Consider the following 16,318-nt stretch of genomic DNA (forward strand, 5'->3'; position numbering starts at 1 on the left):
AGCGCCGTGGCTCTCGGCAAATCCGGTATTGTCGTAGCCGCTCTTCAGCGGGATGCCGGCCAGGCTGCCGTCGAGGCGGAAGGTCCAGGCATGGTAAGGACAGCGGAAGAAGCGGCCGACATTGCCACAGGTCTCGCCGGTCAGCCGCGTGCCCTTGTGTGGGCAGCGATTGTACAGGACCTTTACGCTGTCGGCGGTATCGCGGACCATGATGACGGGCTGCGCGCCGATGGTCGTGGCGTAGTAGTCGCCGACCTTGGGCACCTGGCTGTCGTGGCCAACATAGATCCAGGTGTTGGCGAAGAGATGCTCCATCTCCAGCTCGAACAGCTCCTGGTCGAGATAGACGTCGCGATGGACTTCGGTCTCACGCACGAGCGCCGAGATCGCCTGCCGGTTTCCACGGTACTTGCTGATCATAGGAAGCTCTCGATGGTCTTGATGGTGTCGCCGAGCGCACGTCCCTCGGCATCTGCGAGTGCCGCCTGCCGCAGGCGTCGCATCCAGTCCGCCGCGTCGGCGCGGCCTTCGAGCTTCTCGGCCATTGCCATCAGGCGCGAGAACTTGGCCTCGCCCGCGTCGTGGGTGTCCGAGTAGCCTTTTACCAGGCGGCGCGCCTCGAGGATTTCAACCGCCAGCGCCACGTCGCGACGGGCCGCCGTCCGCGCGCGCTCGAGCCAGGCCTCGATATGCGCCTGCTCGCGGCGGTGGCGCAGCGTGCCGCGGCGGAAACGGCGCAGGCCCGCCAGAAGATAAAGTGTCAGGAACCAACCGATGGTGCCGGTCTGCACCCGTCGGCCGTGATCGACGAAGCGGCGCAGGACGCCAAGCACGCGCGGGCTCGTTTCGATCCAGAGACCGAGCCCGGCCGGCAGGGTGCCGCATACCTCCTCCATGCGCGGATGCATGAACTCCGTCGCATAGACGATCTGGTCGGGCCTGGCAGCCACCTCGGCCCGTATCCGCGCGAAACGGCTATCGCGGGTCTTGAGGTCGGCGACGCGGATCACGTCGTCGTAGGCCATGGCGCGCGCGATCTGCTTGGCCGCGGCCGAGGTGAGCGCCTCGGCACCGAACTCGGCGAAGGCATCTACGCGATCGAGATACTCGCGCCCATAGGCGACGTCCTGGAAGTCCACGACGCGCGCGAGGCCCGCCGCGACCATGCCGTGCACCGACTCGGGCAGCTTGCGCGCCCGCTCGACCAGGGCGTCGAAGCCGGCATCGCCGAGCGGCTTCAGCTCGGGAAACTCTTTCCTGGTGATGCTGCGCTGTGGTGTAGGCGACGGCGACTTGAGCTCCTCGACGGCCGCATCGTAGGCGCGACCGAAGGCGCGCAGGCTCGCCTCGACGCCGACGCCCTTTTCGCGAATGGTCGCCTCATAGGCGGCGCGCGGGAACGGCAGGGAACCGGAAGCCGCCAAGGCGCCGAACAAGGCGGCCGAGATCACGCTCTCCGACTGCTCGGCGATCGCCGCCATGTCGAAGGCGAGGAACTGCTTGCTGGCGGCACGCGCCGCCTCATGGACTTTGACCGGATCGCCGGCGCCGTCGCCGGACGCGATCTTCTCGCTCACCGCATAGGCGCGGTGCGAGGAGGCGATCAGGGTGGTGCGATCGGGCGATACCAGCCCGCGCTGCATGGCGCGGCCGGCCTCCATCAGCTCGGCCCCGATCACGATGTCGACCTCGCCGGGCACCGGCATCAGCGACAGCACGGGGCGGCGGCCCGAGCCGTCGGACTGGATGGCCTCGACGTAATAGATCGTGGCGCCGGTGCGCTGGGCGACGCCAGGCACCGAGGTCGACTGCACCAGCCAGCCCTGCCCCTCGATGAGGGCCACGATCCAGTCGACCAGCACGCCGCCGCCCTGGCCGCCCATCGCCATCACGGCGATGGCGGTGGGCCGTCGCGTGTCGAGGGTCGGCAAGGAAAGAACGGCGTCCATCGCGGCCCTCAGGCCAGCCGCAGCCGTCGGCGGCTGCGCAGGCGCTGGAAGAAGCCGATGACGGCGGCGCGCATTTGCGCCACCCAGCGGTCCCAGCCGGTGGGATTGATGATGATGTCGGCGCGATAGAAGGACGGGCAGAGCACGGCCGCCTCAGCCACGTCGCCGCAATTGCCGCAGCCGACGCAGGAATTGTCGATCGCCGCGACCGGATCGTCCTTCAAGGGATCGGCGGTCTGCTTGACCGAGAGCGAGGGGCAGCCCGAAAGGCGGATGCAGGCGTGATCGCCGGTGCAGACGTCTTCATCGACGCCGAAGCGCTGGCGCACCATGCGCTCGCCCGCCTTCACCGCCTTGGCGAACAGCGGCCGCTCGCGGCGCTGGCGATTCAGCATGCACTCCGACGACGCCACGATCACTTTCGGCCCGGCCTGCTCGGTGGTCAGCGCCTCCTTCAAGGTGTCGCGCACGCGGGCGACATCGTAGGTGCGGTCGATCTGGCGTACCCAGTCGACGCCCATGCCCTTGACGGCCTCGGTGATGGCATGCCGCGTCGACCGCGAGCGGTTGGCGGCGCGCGACGACAGCAGGTCCTGGCCGCCGGTTGCCGCCGAATAGTGGTTGTCGACGATCAGCACCACGCCGTCGCTCTTGTTGAACACGGCGTTGCCGATGCCCGAGGTCAGCCCGTTGTGCCAGAAGCCGCCATCGCCCATCACGGCGATGGAGCGCTTGCCTGCCTTGACGTTGAACGCCGAGGCCGAGGCTGGTCCCAGGCCGTAGCCCATGGTGGTCGTGCCGATGTTGAACGGCGGCATAATCGCGAACAGATGGCAGCCGATGTCGGCCGCGACGTGGTGCGGGCCCAGCTCGCGCTCGACCAGCTTCATGGCGGCGAAGATCGGCCGTTCGGGACAGCCGGTGCAGAAGCCGGGCGGACGCGGCGGCACAACCTCGGCCAACGCACGGGCATGCTTCTCTTCCAGGGCCGGCGGCGCATTGGAGGCGCGCACGGACGGCGCCAGCACATCGGGGATCCACTGCCGCACGAAGGCGCCGACCGCATCGCCCATGACCTGGGCGGTGTATTCGCCCGCCATGGGGAAGACGTCCTTGCCCGAGAGCGGCGTGCCGATGCCCGCCTGGCGCAGGATCTTGGACAGCGCCTGCTCGATGAAGTCGGGTTGCCCCTCTTCCACCAGCAGCACCGCGCGCTTGTTGCGGCAGAAGTCGGCGACCTCGTCCGGCACCAGGGGGTAGGTGACGTTCAGGACATAGAGCGGAACGCGGCTGGTGCCCCAGACATCGGCCAGGCCCAGGCCCTGCAGGGCGCGCAGCACGCCGTTGTACATGCCACCCTGCAGGATGATGCCGACGTCGCCGATGTCGCCCGGCACGAACTCGTTCAGGCCGCGCTCCTTGATGAACTTCACCGCGGCAGGCCAGCGTTTCTCGATCTTCTCCTTCTCATGGAGGTAGGAGGCTGGCGGCAGGACGACGCGGCCGGTATCGCGCCGCGGCGCCTCGAGCGCGTCCTTCACGCTCATCGTCGGCCGCTGGTTGGCCTTGGTGCGGAAGCTGCCGCGCACGTGACAGGCGCGGATGCGCACTTCCAGCATGACCGGCGTGTTCGACGCCTCCGAAAGCTCGAAGCCCAGCTCCACCGAGCGCACGATGCTTTCCAGGTTGGGCCGCGGATCGAGCAGCCAGACCTGCGATTTCATGGCGTAGGCGTGGCTGCGCTCCTGCATGATCGAGGAGCCTTCGCCGTAATCCTCGCCGACGATGATCAGAGCGCCGCCCGTGACGCCGCCCGACGCCAGATTTGCAAGCGCATCCGAGGCAACGTTCGTGCCGACCGGCGACTTGAAGGTGACGGCGCCGCGGATGGGATACATGACCGAGGCCGCGAGGGTCGCTGCCGCCGTCGCTTCGCTGGCGCTCGATTCGAAGTGAACGCCGAGGTCGCTGAGGATGTCCTGCGCATCGGACAGCACGTCCATCAGATGCGAGATCGGCGCGCCCTGATAGCCTGCAACATAGCCCACGCCCGATTGCAGCAGGGCCTTGGTGATGGCGAGGATGCCTTCGCCATGGAACTCCTGCCCGTCACCGAGCCTTAGGTCCTCTACCTCTTTCGCGAAGGATCGTTCAGCCATCGGGCGTCCCTCATCGCAATGGAGATATTTAAGGAGTGAAGCTTTTATCTGTCAATCGATCGCGGTGTGGCCTTGACGATCGTTTTCGAGAAACTTTAGGATTGAAACATCTCGGCTTGGGGGGACGGGCTTTCAATGGCTCGACAGAAACTGGTCGATCGCAGCCGCGAAGGCGTGCGGCATATGGTCGGGAAGCGGCACGGTGCCGGCTTCGATCTCGATCAATTTGCTGCCGGCGATGCTGGCGGCGACGGCGGGCGCGTGCGGGTGGGCATGCGGGTCGGCCATGGGCGCGATCACCAGAGTCGGGCAGCGCACCAACGGCAGGCGCGGTTCCATCACATAGCGGCCGACGACGCGATGGCCTTCGGCGGCGCGCGGCCCCGCCTTCAGCGCATCGACGATGAAGCGTTCCAGAAGATCGCCACGGCCTTCCGGATAGAAGGGCTGGCGTCTCGCCCACAGTTCCTGGAGATGCCGGCCGTCGTGATGCGCGGCGACCTCGTCGATCACGCGCTTGCCGGGCTCCCTCGCCCGCCGCGCCGCATCGACATAAGGGCAGGCCGACAGCACCAGCGCCTCGACCCGCTCGGGCTGCGACGCCGCCATCTCAACGGCGACAGCCGCCCCGGTATGATGGCCCGCGATGACGGCGCGGGCGTGGCCCAGCGCTGCCAGGACTTCGTGCGCCGCAGCCGCCCAGGCTTCGATGGAATCGCTGCCGTCCGGCAGAGGCTCGGAATCGCCGAAACCGACGGTATCCATGGCGATGGCACGGTAGCGTGCGCCCAGGAGCGGCAGCACCTCGCGATACTCGTCCCAGGAGCGCGGCGTCTGGTGCAGCAGCAGGATCGGCCGTCCGGCGCCGCAGGCCGCGACATGCACAAGTCCGGATTTGATACGCACGAAAGAGCGTTCGATCATGTCACTACGGGGATAAGGGCTGAAAAAGGAGACAATGATGAAGAATAGCATCGCGGCGGCCGTCGTCGCCGCCTCTCTTGGGTTTGCCACGGCGGCGCAGGCCGAGATCACGGTCGGATTCATCACCTCGCAGAGCGGGCCGGGCTCGTCGATCGGGGTGCTCTACGACCGCGGCATGAAGGCGGCCGTCGAGTACGCGAGCAGCGTGGGCGCTGAGAAGGTCAAGCTGATCCAGCTCGACGACGGCTCCGATCCGTCGTCGGCGACGCGTAACGCGCGCAAGCTCGTCGAGGAGAACAAGGTCGACCTGCTGATCGGCACATCCACGGCCGCCTCGACCAGCGCGATGGTGCCGATCGCCAACGAGCTGAAAGTGCCGATGATCGCGATCTCGCCCATCAGCGTGGCGGCGAACGACGCCGGCGACCGCTGGGCGATCGTCATGCCGCAGCCGCCCACCCTCATGGTGAAGGTGGTGGTCGACCGCATGAAGCGCGATGGCGTGAAGCAGTTCGCCTATATCGGCTTCTCCGACGCCTGGGGCGACCTCGTCTACAACGGTGCGCAGAAGCCCGCCGAGGCGGATGGGCTGAAGATCCTGACCAACGAGCGCTATGTGCGCACCGACACCTCGGTGACGGGCCAGGTGCTGAAGATGATGGCGACCAAGCCCGACGCCGTGCTGCTGGGCGGTGCCGCGACCCAAGGCGCTCTGCCGCCGCTAGCGCTGGCCGAGCGCGGCTACAAGGGGCCGCTCTATGGCACGCCGGCATTGCTCAATACCGACTTCATCCGCGTCGGCGGCAAGGCAGTCGAGGGCGTGCAGGTCTCGGCCGGTCCAGTGGTCGTCGCCGAGCAGCTGCCCGACACGCACTTCAGCAAGAAGATCTCCATGGACTTCCGGGCCGCCTACCAGAAGGCGAACGGCTCGCCGACATCGGACGCCTTTTCGGCCTACTCCTTCGATGCCTGGCTGGTGTTCCTCGACGCCGCCAAGCGGGCGATGGCCACGGGCGCCAAGCCCGGCACACCAGAGTTCCGCGTGGCACTCAGGAACGCGATCTTCAACACCAATGACCTCGTGGGCACGCACGCCATCTACAACTACAAGCCCAGCGACAGCTACGGCGTCGACGAGCGCGCGCTGGTGATGGTGCGGCTGGTCAACGGCCAGTGGAAGTACGAGCCCTGAGCCGATGGCCCTAAGACGATGAACGGCGAGATCGCGGCAATCCTGGCGATGGACGGCATCGCCAGCGGGGCCATCTATGTCCTGATTGGCCTCGGCCTAGTGCTGATCTTCGCCGTGACGCGCGTGATCTTCGTGCCGTTCGGCGATATCGCGGCCTTCACCGCGCTCAGTCTCGCCTCGTTGGAAACAGGAGGCCGACCGGGCACGGTCGGCCTGGTGGCGGTGCTCGCGGTGCTGGCGACGGCGGTCGAGGCGGTCGCCCTCGTCAGGAACCGCGCGTTCCATCGATTGCCGCGCGCCCTGCTGTTTTATCTGGTCCTGCCGCTGATACCGGCCGCGGCGGTCTGGTTCGCGGCCGGCACGACGTTCTCGATGCCGGTCAGGATCGTGCTGTCGCTGGCCCTCGTTCTGCCGATCGCCCCGTTGCTCGATCGCATCGTGTTCCGGCCGATCGCCGATGCCTCGGTCCTGCTGCTGCTCACCGTCGCGGTGGCTTTGCATTTTGCGCTGAGCGGGCTCGGCCTGATGTTCTTCGGCCCGGAAGGCGTGCGTACCAAGCCGCTGACCGACGCTGTGTTCGACGTCGCGGGCCTCATCGTCAACGGCCAGATGCTGCTGATCCTGGCCGCCTCGATCGTGTTCTGCGGCCTGCTGTTCCTCTATTTCGAGTTCACCATTCAGGGCAAGGCATTGCGCGCCACGGCGGTCAACCGCGTCGGCGCGCGCCTGGTCGGCATCCGGCCGACCTCGACCGGCACGATCGCCTACCTGCTGGCGTCGCTGCTCGCCGGCATCTCGGGCGTGCTGATCGCGCCGGTGACGACGATCTTCTACGATTCGGGCTTCCTGCTCGGGCTGAAGGCCTTCGTCGGCGCCATCATCGGCGCCATGGTGAGCTATCCCGTTACGGCGCTGGGCGCTGTCATGGTCGGCCTGCTGGAAAGCTTCACCTCGTTCTGGCTGAGCGCCTACAAGGAGGTGCTGGTCTTCAGCCTGCTCATTCCCGTGCTGCTGTGGCGCTCGCTCGCCTTCGCCGGCACCGAGGAGGAAGAGGCCGAGGAATGACGCGCCTGCAATTCCACCTCGTTGCGGCCGCCGGAGTTCTGCTGCTGGCGCTCGCACCGGCGCTGCTCAGCCCGTTCAGCATCACGCTCATGAACTTCATCGGCATCTATGCGCTGGCCGTGCTCGGCCTGGTGCTGCTGTCGGGCATCGGCGGCATGCTGTCGTTCGGCCAGGCTGCGTTCGTCGGCATTGCCGCCTACGCCACTGCCTGGCTCACCGTGAAGGCGGGCTATTCGCCGTGGATCGGGCTGGTCGTAGGCGTCGTGCTCACCGGGCTGGTTGCCGCCATCCTCGGCGCCGTGACCCTGCGGCTGGGCGGCCACTTCCTGTCGCTCAGCACCATCGCCTGGGGGCTGGCGACCTACTTCCTGTTCGGCAACGTGCCCATGCTGGGCCAGTACAACGGCATCAGCGAAATCCCGCCGATCTCCATTGGCGGCTACGCGCTCTCCAGCAGCAACAGCATCTACTACCTGATCTGGGTTTTCGTGATCGTGTCCCTGGTGCTGTCGGCCAACCTGCTCGATTCGCGCGAGGGCCGGGCGGTACGCGCCCTGCGCGGCGGCCAGGTCATGACCGAGAGCCTGGGCATCAATCCGTTCCGGGTGAAACTCATCACCTTCGTGATTGCGGCCCTGCTGTCGGCCCTGTCGGGCTGGCTCTACGCCCATATGAGCCGCTTCGTCAGCCCCGCGCCCTTCGACGTCAGCGTCGGCATCCTCTACCTGCTGATGGCGATGGTCGGCGGCATGGCCTACCTCTCGGGGGCGATCGTGGGGGCGGCCGTCGTCACCCTGCTCAAGAACAGCATCCAGGACTGGCTGCCGGTGATCTCGCCGGGTGCCTCGGGACAGCTCGAAGTCATCGTGTTCTCGGTGCTGTTCATCCTGGTGCTGCAGCGGGCGCGGGCCGGCATCGTGCCCCTCGCGCTGCGCTGGCTGCCGCGCGTGCAGCCTACCCCGCCCCTCGCTTCGGGCTCGCTCGTGCATCGCCAGCAACCCGAGCGCGGCCAACCGATCCTGACCATCGCCGGTGCGACCCGCCGCTTCGGCGGCCTTTTAGCCGTCGACAATGTGAGCTTCGAGGTCAAGGCCGGCGAGATTCTAGGGCTGATCGGCCCCAACGGTGCCGGCAAGACCACCATGTTCAACCTGATCACCGGCGCGCTGCCGCTGAACCAGGGTCGGATCAGCTTTTTAGGGCAGGACATCAGCCGCCACGCCCAGCGCCAGATCGCCCGCGCCGGCATCGCCCGCACCTTCCAGCACGTGAAGCTGCGCAAGACCATGACCTTGCTCGACACCGTGCTGCTCGGGACCTACGGCCGCACCAGTTCCGGCTTCTTCGCCGGGGTATTGCGCCTCGACCGCGCCGAGGAAGCGCGGGCCCAGGCTGAGGCGATGCGGCAGTTGCAACGTGTCGGCCTGGCCGACCGCGCCTTCGAGCTGGCCGGCAACCTGCCGCTCGGCAACCAGCGCCTGCTCGAAATAGCCCGTGCGCTGGCGGCCGATCCCGCACTGCTGGTGCTAGACGAACCCGCCGCCGGCCTGCGTTCAGCCGAGAAAGCCGAGCTCGCCCATCTCCTCGAAGCGCTGCGGGCCGAGGGCCTCTCCATCCTGCTGGTCGAACACGACATGGATTTCGTCATGGGCTTGGTCGACCGCACGGTGGTGATGGATTTCGGCGCCAAGCTCTGCGAGGGCACGCCCGCCGTCGTGCGCAGCGACCCGCGCGTCCAGGAAGCCTATCTCGGCGGGGTGGCGTGAGATGGCGCTGCTATCGATCGACCAGGTCTCCGTCGCCTACGACAAGGTCGAGGCGGTGCGCGGCGTTTCGCTCGCCATCGAGCCCGGCCAGATCGTCACCGTCATCGGCCCCAACGGCGCCGGCAAGACCACGCTGCTGGGTGCCGCGATCGGCCTGCTGCCGTGGCGCGGCCGCATGTCGTTCGATGGGATCGACCTGCGACGGCTCGATGTCGAGGCGCGCATCGAGCGCGGCTTCTGCCTGGTGCCCGAGACGCGCGAGCTGTTCGGCGATCTCTCGGTGTCGGATAATCTTTTACTCGGCGGCTATTCACGACGACGCGATTCGGCAGGGCTGAAACAGTCGCTGGCCGACGTCTACAAGCGCTTCCCGCGCCTGGACGAACGGCGCAACCAGAAAGCCTCGACCCTGTCCGGCGGCGAGCGCCAGATGCTGGCGCTGGGCCGCGCCCTGATGGCCAAGCCGCGCCTACTGATGCTCGATGAGCCGAGCCTCGGCCTCGCCCCGATCATCGTCCGCGAGGTCTTCAAAATCATCGCCTCCCTGCGCGAGCTCGGCGTGTCGATCCTGCTGGTCGAGCAGAATGCCCGCGCCGCCTTGGAAACGGCCGATTTCGGCTATGTGCTGGAGACTGGCGAGATCGTCCATTCTGGCGCCGCCGCCGACCTGATGCACGACCCGCGCGTCACCGCGAGCTACCTGGGCGGGCACTAGATATTTTAGATATGAAGCTTTATACTTAAAGGGTATATCGTCATCTTGCCGGACCGCGGGCCTCCAGGCCCGCTCATGATCAAGACTATGAGCGGGCCTGGAGACCCGCGGTCCGGCAAGACAGAAGGAGAGCTGAGGTGAAGGTTGCTGTTCTCGGCGCCGGCCCCGCCGGCCTCTACTTCGCCATCTCGATGAAGCGCCGCAACCCCGGGCACGAGATCACGGTGTTCGAGCGCAACAAGCCAGACGACACGTTCGGCTGGGGCGTCGTGCTCTCGGCCGAGACGCTCGACAACCTCGCGGCCAACGACGCGGTCAGCGCCGCCTGGATCCGGGAATACTTCGCCTACTGGGACGACATCGCTGTGATCCACAAGGGCGTGCGCACCGTCTCTACGGGCCACGGCTTCTGCGGCATCGGCCGCAAGCGGCTGCTCCTGCTGCTGCAGCGGCGCGCCGGCGATCTCGGAATCGAGCTCAAGTTCGAAACGGAGATCGACGATCCGCGGCCGTTCATGGAAAGCCACGACCTGGTGATCGCCGCCGACGGTCTGAATTCGCGCTCGCGCGCGGCCTTCGCCGAGGTCTTCAAGCCCGACATCGACGTCCGCAAGTGCAAGTTCGTCTGGCTCGGCACCCGCCAGAAGTTCGACGACGCCTTCACCTTCATCTTCGAGGAGACCGAGCACGGCTGGGTGTGGGCGCACGCCTACCAATTCGAGCCCGAGACCGCGACTTTCATCGTCGAATGCAGCGAGGAGACCTGGGCCGCCTGGGGTTTTAGCGACATGACGCGCAAGCAGTCGATCGCGGCCTGCGAACGGATCTTCGCCAAGCATCTCGGTGGCCAGAGTTTGATATCCAACGCCAGCCACCTGCGCGGCTCGGCCTGGATCAATTTCCCGCGCGTGCTCTGCGAGCGCTGGTCGCACAAGAACCTCGCTTTGCTGGGCGACGCCTCGGCCAGCGCGCATTTCTCGATCGGCTCGGGCACCAAGCTGGCGCTCGAGAGCGCGGTGGCGCTCGCCGACTATCTGCATTCCGAGCCCGGTCTCACGGCGGCGTTCGAGAAGTACGAAAGCGCGCGCCGGACCGAGGTGCTGCGCCTGCAGTCGGCGGCGCGCAATTCGCTGGAATGGTTCGAGGAGGTCGAGCGCTACCTCGACCTCGACCCCGTGCAGTTCAACTACTCGCTGCTAACCCGCTCGCAGCGCATCAGCCACGAGAACCTGCGGATGCGCGATCCGGCGTGGCTGGGCGGCGCCGAAGCCTGGTTCCAGCGCCGCGCCGGCAACACCGACAATCTGCGTCGCGCCCCAATGTTCGCGCCATTCCAGCTGCGCGACCTGAAACTCGCGAACCGCGTCGTCGTCTCGCCCATGGCGCAGTACAAGGCGGTCGACGGCTGCCCAACCGACTGGCACTTCGCCCACTACGCCGAGCGCGCCAAGGGCGGTGCAGGCCTGATCTATATCGAGATGACCTGCGTCAGCCCCGAAGGCCGCATCACGCCGGGCTGCACGGGGTTTTATGCGCCCGAGCACGAGGTCGCCTGGAAGCGCCTGGTCGATTTCGTGCATGCCGAGACCGAGGCCAAGATCTGCGCCCAGATCGGCCACTCCGGCGCCAAGGGATCGACCCAGCTCGGCTGGCAGCAGATCGACGCGCCGCTTAAAAGCGGCAACTGGCCGCTGATGGCCGCGTCGGAAGTTCCGTGGTCGCCGGAAAACCAGGTGCCCAAGGCGATGGACCGCGCCGATATGGCGCGCATCAGGGAGCAGTTCGTGGCCTCGGCGGAGATGGCCGCGCGCTGCGGCTTCGACATGCTCGAGATCCATGCCGCGCACGGCTATCTGCTGTCGTCCTTCATCACGCCGATCACCAACCATCGCACCGACGAATATGGAGGTGCGCTGGAGAACCGGCTGCGCTATCCGCTGGAGGTCTTCCAGGCCGTGCGTGCGGTCTGGCCGGCACATAAGCCGATCTCGGTGCGCATCTCGGCCAACGACTGGATGGGCGATGAGGGCGTGACGCCGGCCGAGGCCGTCGAGATCGCGCGGCTGCTGCAGGCGGCCGGCGTCGACATCTGCGACGTATCGGCCGGCCAGACCTCGATCCGCGGCCGCCCGGTCTACGGCCGCATGTTCCAGACGCCGTTCTCCGATCGCATCCGCAACGAGACCGGCATGGCCACCATGGCGGTCGGCAACATCTACGAGCCCGACCACGTCAACTCGATCCTGCTGGCCGGCCGCGCCGATCTTGTATGCCTGGCGCGGCCGCACCTCGCCGATCCCTACTGGACCCTGCATGCCGCGGTGCAGCTCGGTGACCGCGACGTGAAGTGGCCCGATCCTTATCTCAACGGCCGCGATCAGCTCTATCGGCTGGCCGACCGCGGCGGTGCGACCATGGGGCCGAAAGTATGATCTCAGGCAAACATGCGCTGGTGACCGGCGGCGGCACGGGCGTCGGACGGGCGGTCGCCCTGGCGCTCGCTAAAGCGGGCGTCTCCGTCACCATCTGCGGCCGCCGCAAGGCCAAGCTCGAGGCGGTGGCTGGCGAGAACGCCCGGATCTTCCCGATCGCGGCCGACGTCACTGACGAAGCCGCAATGACGGCTCTCTATGCCGAGGCCGAGGAACTGCGCGGGCCGTTCGACATCGTCGTAGCCAATGCCGGCGGGGCCGAAAGCAGCCCGGCGCACAAGACGTCGCTCGCCGACTGGCAGCGTGCGCTCGATCTCAATCTGACGGGATCGTTCCTGACCGTGAAGCCCGCGCTCGGCGGCATGACCAAGCGCAAGGCGGGCCGAATCGTCTTCGTCGCCTCGACGGCGGGACTGAAGGGCTACGCCTATGTGGCACCTTATGTTGCCGCCAAGCACGGCGTCGTCGGCTTGATGCGGGCGCTGGCAACCGAGACGGTGAAATCGGGCGTGACCGTCAACGCAGTGTGCCCGGGCTTCATCGAGACCGACATGCTGGAGGAGTCCGTGCAGCGCATCGTGCGCACGACCGGCCGCACCGTCGAGCAGGCGCGGACCAGCCTCGCCAGCACCAATCCGCAGGGCCGCTTCATCCAGCCCAAAGAGGTCGCGGCGGCAGTGCTGTGGCTCTGCAGCGAGGCGGCGGGTTCGGTGACCGGTCAGGCGCTGTCGCTGTCGGGAGGCGAGACGTGGTGAGTGGACCGGTCTCTGCTTCCAAGGAGAAGCTCAGGCTCTGGATCCGGCTGCTGCGCGCCTCGCGCACCATAGAGGGCGAGCTGCGCGAGCGGCTGAGCACCGAGTTCGACACCACCCTGCCGCGTTTCGATGTCATGGCCGCCCTCTATCGCGTGCCCGACGGCATGCTGATGAGCGACCTGTCGCGCTTCCTGCTGGTCTCCAACGGCAACGTTACCGGCATCGTCGACCGTCTGGTGTCCGAAGGCCTGGTGCAGCGCGGCCAGCGCAACGGCGATCGCCGCACCTCGATCGTGCAGCTCACGAAGGCCGGCAAGGACACCTTTCGCACCATGGCGGCCGCGCACGAGCGCTGGGTTGGCGAATTGCTGGCCGGCGTCACCAAGAGCGACGCCAAGCAGCTCACGTCGATGCTGAAGGCCTTTCGCAGCAATTGGGAGGGACGGGAATGACCAAGATGGCGGGCTTCCGGCCCAAGCACTTCCTCTGGCAGGTCGAAGGCAAGGTGGCGCATATCCAGCTCGACCGGCCGGAGCGCAAGAATCCGCTCACCTTCGACTCCTACGCCGAGCTGCGCGATACCTTCCGCGAGCTGCGCTACGCTGAGGACGTCGACGTGGTGGTGTTCCTGCCCAACGGCGGCAATTTCTGCTCGGGCGGCGACGTGCGCGACATCATCGGGCCTCTGGTTGCCATGGAGATGAAGGAGCTGCTCAACTTCACGCGCATGACCGGCGATCTCGTCAAGGCGATGCTCGCTTGCGGCAAGCCGATCATCACCGCCGTCGACGGCGTCGCCGTGGGCGCCGGCGCCATCATCGTCATGGCCTCCGATATCCGCATCGCCACGCCTGAGGCCAAGACCGCCTTCCTGTTCACACGCGTGGGACTCGCGGGCTGCGACATGGGCGCCTGTGCGATCCTGCCCCGAATCATCGGTCAGGGCCGCGCCGCCGAGCTTCTTTATACCGGCCGCAGCATGTCGGCGGCCGAAGGCGAGCGCTGGGGTTTCTATAATCGCCTGGTCGACGCTGGGGCACTGGAACCCGACGCGCTCGACATGGCCCGGCGCATCGCCTCGGGCCCGACCTTCGCGCACGGCATCACCAAGACCCAGCTGAACCAGGAATGGTCGATGGGCCTCGACCAGGCGATCGAGGCGGAGGCCCAGGCGCAGGCCATCTGCATGCAGACCCGCGATTTCGAGCGCGCCTACCGGGCCTTCGTCGCCAAGCAGACGCCGGTGTTCGAAGGGACCTGAAGATGCTGGGACCGAGCGCACATATCGACACCTTCAGCCGCGACAATCTTCCGCCTGCGGCGCAGCTGCCGGACTTCCGTCTGGCCGGCTTCGACTATCCCGAGCGCCTGAATGTCGCCGTCGAACTGACCGACCGCATGGTCCAGAAGGGCTTTGGCGACAATACCGCGCTGATCGGCAATGGCCGCCGCCGCACCTACAAGGAGCTGACCGACTGGACCAACCGACTGGCGCGCGCCCTGGTCGAGAATTACGGCGTGCGGCCGGGCAATCGCGTGCTGGTCCGCGCCGCCAACAACCCGGCCATGGTCGCCTGCTGGCTGGCGGCCACCAAGGCCGGCGCCGTCGTGGTCAACACCATGCCCATGCTGCGGGCCGGCGAGCTGGCGCAGATCGTCGACAAGGCCAAGATCGCGCTGGCGCTCTGCGACACGCGCCTGATGGACGAGCTGGTGGCCTGCGCCAAGGACAGCCGCTTCCTCGAGCAGGTCGTGGGCTTCGACGGCACGGCCAACCACGACGCCGAGCTCGACCGTGTCGCGCTGACCAAGCCGGTGCGCTTCGAGGCCGTCGCCACCGGTCGCGATGACGTCGCCCTGCTGGGCTTCACCTCGGGCACGACCGGGGTGCCCAAGGCCACCATGCACTTCCATCGTGACCTGCTGATCATCGCCGACGGCTACGCCAAGGACGTGCTGGGGGTGACGCCGGACGACGTGTTCGTCGGATCGCCGCCGCTTGCCTTCACCTTCGGCCTGGGTGGGCTTGCGATCTTCCCCCTGCGCTTCGGCGCGGCGGCAACGCTGCTCGAGAACGCCTCGCCCGCGAACATGGTCGAGATCATCGAGACCTACCGCGCCACCATCAGCTTCACGGCGCCCACGGCCTACCGCGCCATGCTGACGGCGATGGATGCTGGCGCCGATCTCTCGTCGCTGCGCATTGCCGTCTCGGCCGGCGAGACCCTGCCCGCGCCGGTGTTCAACGACTGGCTGGCCAAGACCGGCAAGCCGATCCTGGACGGCATCGGCGCCACGGAGATGCTGCACATCTTCATCTCCAACCGCCTCGACGACCTCGCTCCCGGCTCGACCGGCAAGCCGGTCCGCGGCTACGAGGCCCGGGTCGTCGACGAGGCCATGAAGGAGGTGCCGCGCGGCACGGTGGGGCGGCTCGCCGTGCGCGGCCCGACCGGCTGCCGCTATCTCGCCGACGAGCGCCAGCGCAATTACGTGCGCGACGGCTGGAACCTCACCGGCGATTCCTTCGTGCAGGACGAGGCGGGCTATTTCCACTTCGCCGCGCGGTCGGACGACATGATCATCTCCGCCGGCTACAACATCGCCGGCCCCGAGGTCGAGGCGGCGCTGCTGACCCATGCCGACGTGGCTGAATGCGCCGTGATCGGCATTGCCGACGCCGAGCGCGGCCAGATCGTCCAGGCGCATGTCGTGCTGGCCGACGGCGTCGCGCCGGACCTCGACACCACAAAACGCCTGCAGGATCACGTCAAGGCGACGATCGCGCCCTACAAGTATCCGCGCTCGGTGAAGTTCACGCCTGCCCTGCCGAAGACCCAGACGGGCAAGATCCAGCGCTTTCTGTTGAAGAACCAAGGTTGATCATGACAACGCACACGATCCTGCAGCCGGCCGGCTGGGCGAAACCCAACGGCTACGCCAACGGAGTCGCCGCCCAAGGCCGCTTCGTGTTCGTCGGCGGGCAGATCGGCTGGAACGGCCAGAGCCGCTTCGAGACAGACGACCTCGTGGGCCAGGTCCGCCAGACCCTGCAGAACGTCGTCGACGTGCTGGCCGAGGCCGGCGCGAAGCCCGAGCACGTCACGACGATGACGTGGTATCTCACGAATAAGAAGGACTACCTCGGCAACCTCGCGGGCATCGGCAAGGCCTATCGCGAGATCATGGGGCGCAATTTCCCGGCGATGGCCGTGGTCGAGGTCACGGCCCTGGTCGAGGACCGCGCCAAGGTCGAGATCCAGGCTATGGCGGTCGTGCCGATGTGACCATCGTCTGCGACGGACACGTCACGCAAGCTCCTCTCCCCCGCTAGGGGGAGAGGTTGGATGAGGGGGTTACA

14 protein-coding genes are annotated in these 16,318 nt (G+C 67.1%); 10 read left to right on the top strand and 4 right to left on the bottom strand.

Going from position 1 to position 16,318, the window contains the following annotated elements:
• The 4 genes from RSO01_RS41575 to RSO01_RS41590 form a co-directional block, all read right to left on the bottom strand.
• The coding region (locus RSO01_RS41575) for a Rieske 2Fe-2S domain-containing protein (protein WP_246159165.1) at positions 1-420 on the bottom strand (420 nt) is incomplete at its 3' end.
• The gene (locus RSO01_RS41580; RefSeq protein WP_147156497.1) at positions 417-1,949 is read right to left on the bottom strand and encodes an indolepyruvate oxidoreductase subunit beta family protein; all 1,533 of its coding nucleotides are present in this window, start codon (positions 1,947-1,949) and stop codon (positions 417-419) included. The genes RSO01_RS41580 and RSO01_RS41575, both read right to left, overlap by 4 nt.
• 8 nt (positions 1,950-1,957) lie before the next feature.
• Positions 1,958-4,108: a thiamine pyrophosphate-dependent enzyme gene (locus tag RSO01_RS41585; protein WP_147156498.1), complete on the bottom strand. Its 2,151-nt coding sequence runs from the start codon at positions 4,106-4,108 to the stop codon at positions 1,958-1,960.
• Positions 4,109-4,240: 132 nt separating this feature from the next.
• Complete coding sequence (locus RSO01_RS41590; RefSeq protein ID WP_147156499.1) at positions 4,241-5,032, bottom strand: alpha/beta fold hydrolase; 792 nt, start codon at positions 5,030-5,032, stop codon at positions 4,241-4,243.
• Positions 5,033-5,069: 37 nt separating this feature from the next.
• Between RSO01_RS41590 and RSO01_RS41595 the strand changes: the two genes are divergently transcribed.
• The 10 genes from RSO01_RS41595 to RSO01_RS41640 all read left to right on the top strand — a co-directional run bounded on the left by RSO01_RS41595 (position 5,070) and on the right by RSO01_RS41640 (position 16,244).
• Positions 5,070-6,224: an ABC transporter substrate-binding protein gene (locus tag RSO01_RS41595; RefSeq protein WP_147156500.1), complete on the top strand. Its 1,155-nt coding sequence runs from the start codon at positions 5,070-5,072 to the stop codon at positions 6,222-6,224.
• Between the two features lie 18 nt (positions 6,225-6,242).
• Complete coding sequence (locus RSO01_RS41600) at positions 6,243-7,289, top strand: branched-chain amino acid ABC transporter permease (protein ID WP_147156501.1); 1,047 nt, start codon at positions 6,243-6,245, stop codon at positions 7,287-7,289.
• The gene (locus RSO01_RS41605; protein ID WP_147156502.1) at positions 7,286-9,055 is read left to right on the top strand and encodes a branched-chain amino acid ABC transporter ATP-binding protein/permease; all 1,770 of its coding nucleotides are present in this window, start codon (positions 7,286-7,288) and stop codon (positions 9,053-9,055) included. Before RSO01_RS41600 ends, RSO01_RS41605 begins: the two co-directional genes overlap by 4 nt.
• Position 9,056: 1 nt before the next feature.
• The gene (locus RSO01_RS41610) at positions 9,057-9,770 is read left to right on the top strand and encodes an ABC transporter ATP-binding protein (protein WP_147156503.1); all 714 of its coding nucleotides are present in this window, start codon (positions 9,057-9,059) and stop codon (positions 9,768-9,770) included.
• A 137-nt stretch (positions 9,771-9,907) separates the two neighbouring features.
• On the top strand, positions 9,908-12,202 hold the full coding sequence (locus RSO01_RS41615; protein WP_147156504.1) for a bifunctional salicylyl-CoA 5-hydroxylase/oxidoreductase: 2,295 nt from the start codon (positions 9,908-9,910) through the stop codon (positions 12,200-12,202).
• Positions 12,199-12,957 (top strand): SDR family NAD(P)-dependent oxidoreductase, encoded by a 759-nt coding sequence (locus RSO01_RS41620; RefSeq protein ID WP_147156505.1) that lies wholly within the window; start codon positions 12,199-12,201, stop codon positions 12,955-12,957. Before RSO01_RS41615 ends, RSO01_RS41620 begins: the two co-directional genes overlap by 4 nt.
• Positions 12,951-13,409, top strand: a complete 459-nt coding sequence (locus RSO01_RS41625) for a MarR family winged helix-turn-helix transcriptional regulator (protein WP_147156506.1) — start codon at positions 12,951-12,953, stop codon at positions 13,407-13,409. The genes RSO01_RS41620 and RSO01_RS41625 overlap by 7 nt, the downstream gene beginning before the upstream one ends.
• Positions 13,406-14,218 (top strand): enoyl-CoA hydratase family protein, encoded by an 813-nt coding sequence (locus RSO01_RS41630; RefSeq protein WP_147156507.1) that lies wholly within the window; start codon positions 13,406-13,408, stop codon positions 14,216-14,218. The genes RSO01_RS41625 and RSO01_RS41630 overlap by 4 nt, the downstream gene beginning before the upstream one ends.
• A gap of 2 nt (positions 14,219-14,220) precedes the next feature.
• A complete protein-coding gene (locus tag RSO01_RS41635; RefSeq protein ID WP_147156508.1) occupies positions 14,221-15,840 on the top strand; it encodes an AMP-binding protein in 1,620 nt (539 codons plus the stop codon).
• A gap of 2 nt (positions 15,841-15,842) precedes the next feature.
• The gene (locus RSO01_RS41640; protein ID WP_147156509.1) at positions 15,843-16,244 is read left to right on the top strand and encodes a RidA family protein; all 402 of its coding nucleotides are present in this window, start codon (positions 15,843-15,845) and stop codon (positions 16,242-16,244) included.
• Positions 16,245-16,318: the final 74 nt, after the last annotated feature.

It is taken from the genome of Reyranella soli (assembly GCF_007992495.1).
In the GTDB taxonomy this organism is placed as follows: domain Bacteria; phylum Pseudomonadota; class Alphaproteobacteria; order Reyranellales; family Reyranellaceae; genus Reyranella; species Reyranella soli.

Bases quoted from the DNA above. Each gene is read 5' to 3' on its own strand.
- RSO01_RS41635 (WP_147156508.1), top strand. From the start codon at position 14,221: ATGCTGGGACCGAGCGCACATATCGACACCTTCAGCCGCGACAATCTT.
- RSO01_RS41580 (WP_147156497.1), bottom strand. From the start codon at position 1,949: ATGGACGCCGTTCTTTCCTTGCCGACCCTCGACACGCGACGGCCCACC.
- RSO01_RS41605 (WP_147156502.1), top strand. From the start codon at position 7,286: ATGACGCGCCTGCAATTCCACCTCGTTGCGGCCGCCGGAGTTCTGCTG.
- RSO01_RS41610 (WP_147156503.1), top strand. From the start codon at position 9,057: ATGGCGCTGCTATCGATCGACCAGGTCTCCGTCGCCTACGACAAGGTC.
- RSO01_RS41620 (WP_147156505.1), top strand. From the start codon at position 12,199: ATGATCTCAGGCAAACATGCGCTGGTGACCGGCGGCGGCACGGGCGTC.
- RSO01_RS41640 (WP_147156509.1), top strand. From the start codon at position 15,843: ATGACAACGCACACGATCCTGCAGCCGGCCGGCTGGGCGAAACCCAAC.
- RSO01_RS41600 (WP_147156501.1), top strand. From the start codon at position 6,243: ATGAACGGCGAGATCGCGGCAATCCTGGCGATGGACGGCATCGCCAGC.
- RSO01_RS41595 (WP_147156500.1), top strand. From the start codon at position 5,070: ATGAAGAATAGCATCGCGGCGGCCGTCGTCGCCGCCTCTCTTGGGTTT.
- RSO01_RS41585 (WP_147156498.1), bottom strand. From the start codon at position 4,108: ATGGCTGAACGATCCTTCGCGAAAGAGGTAGAGGACCTAAGGCTCGGT.
- RSO01_RS41590 (WP_147156499.1), bottom strand. From the start codon at position 5,032: ATGATCGAACGCTCTTTCGTGCGTATCAAATCCGGACTTGTGCATGTC.
- RSO01_RS41630 (WP_147156507.1), top strand. From the start codon at position 13,406: ATGACCAAGATGGCGGGCTTCCGGCCCAAGCACTTCCTCTGGCAGGTC.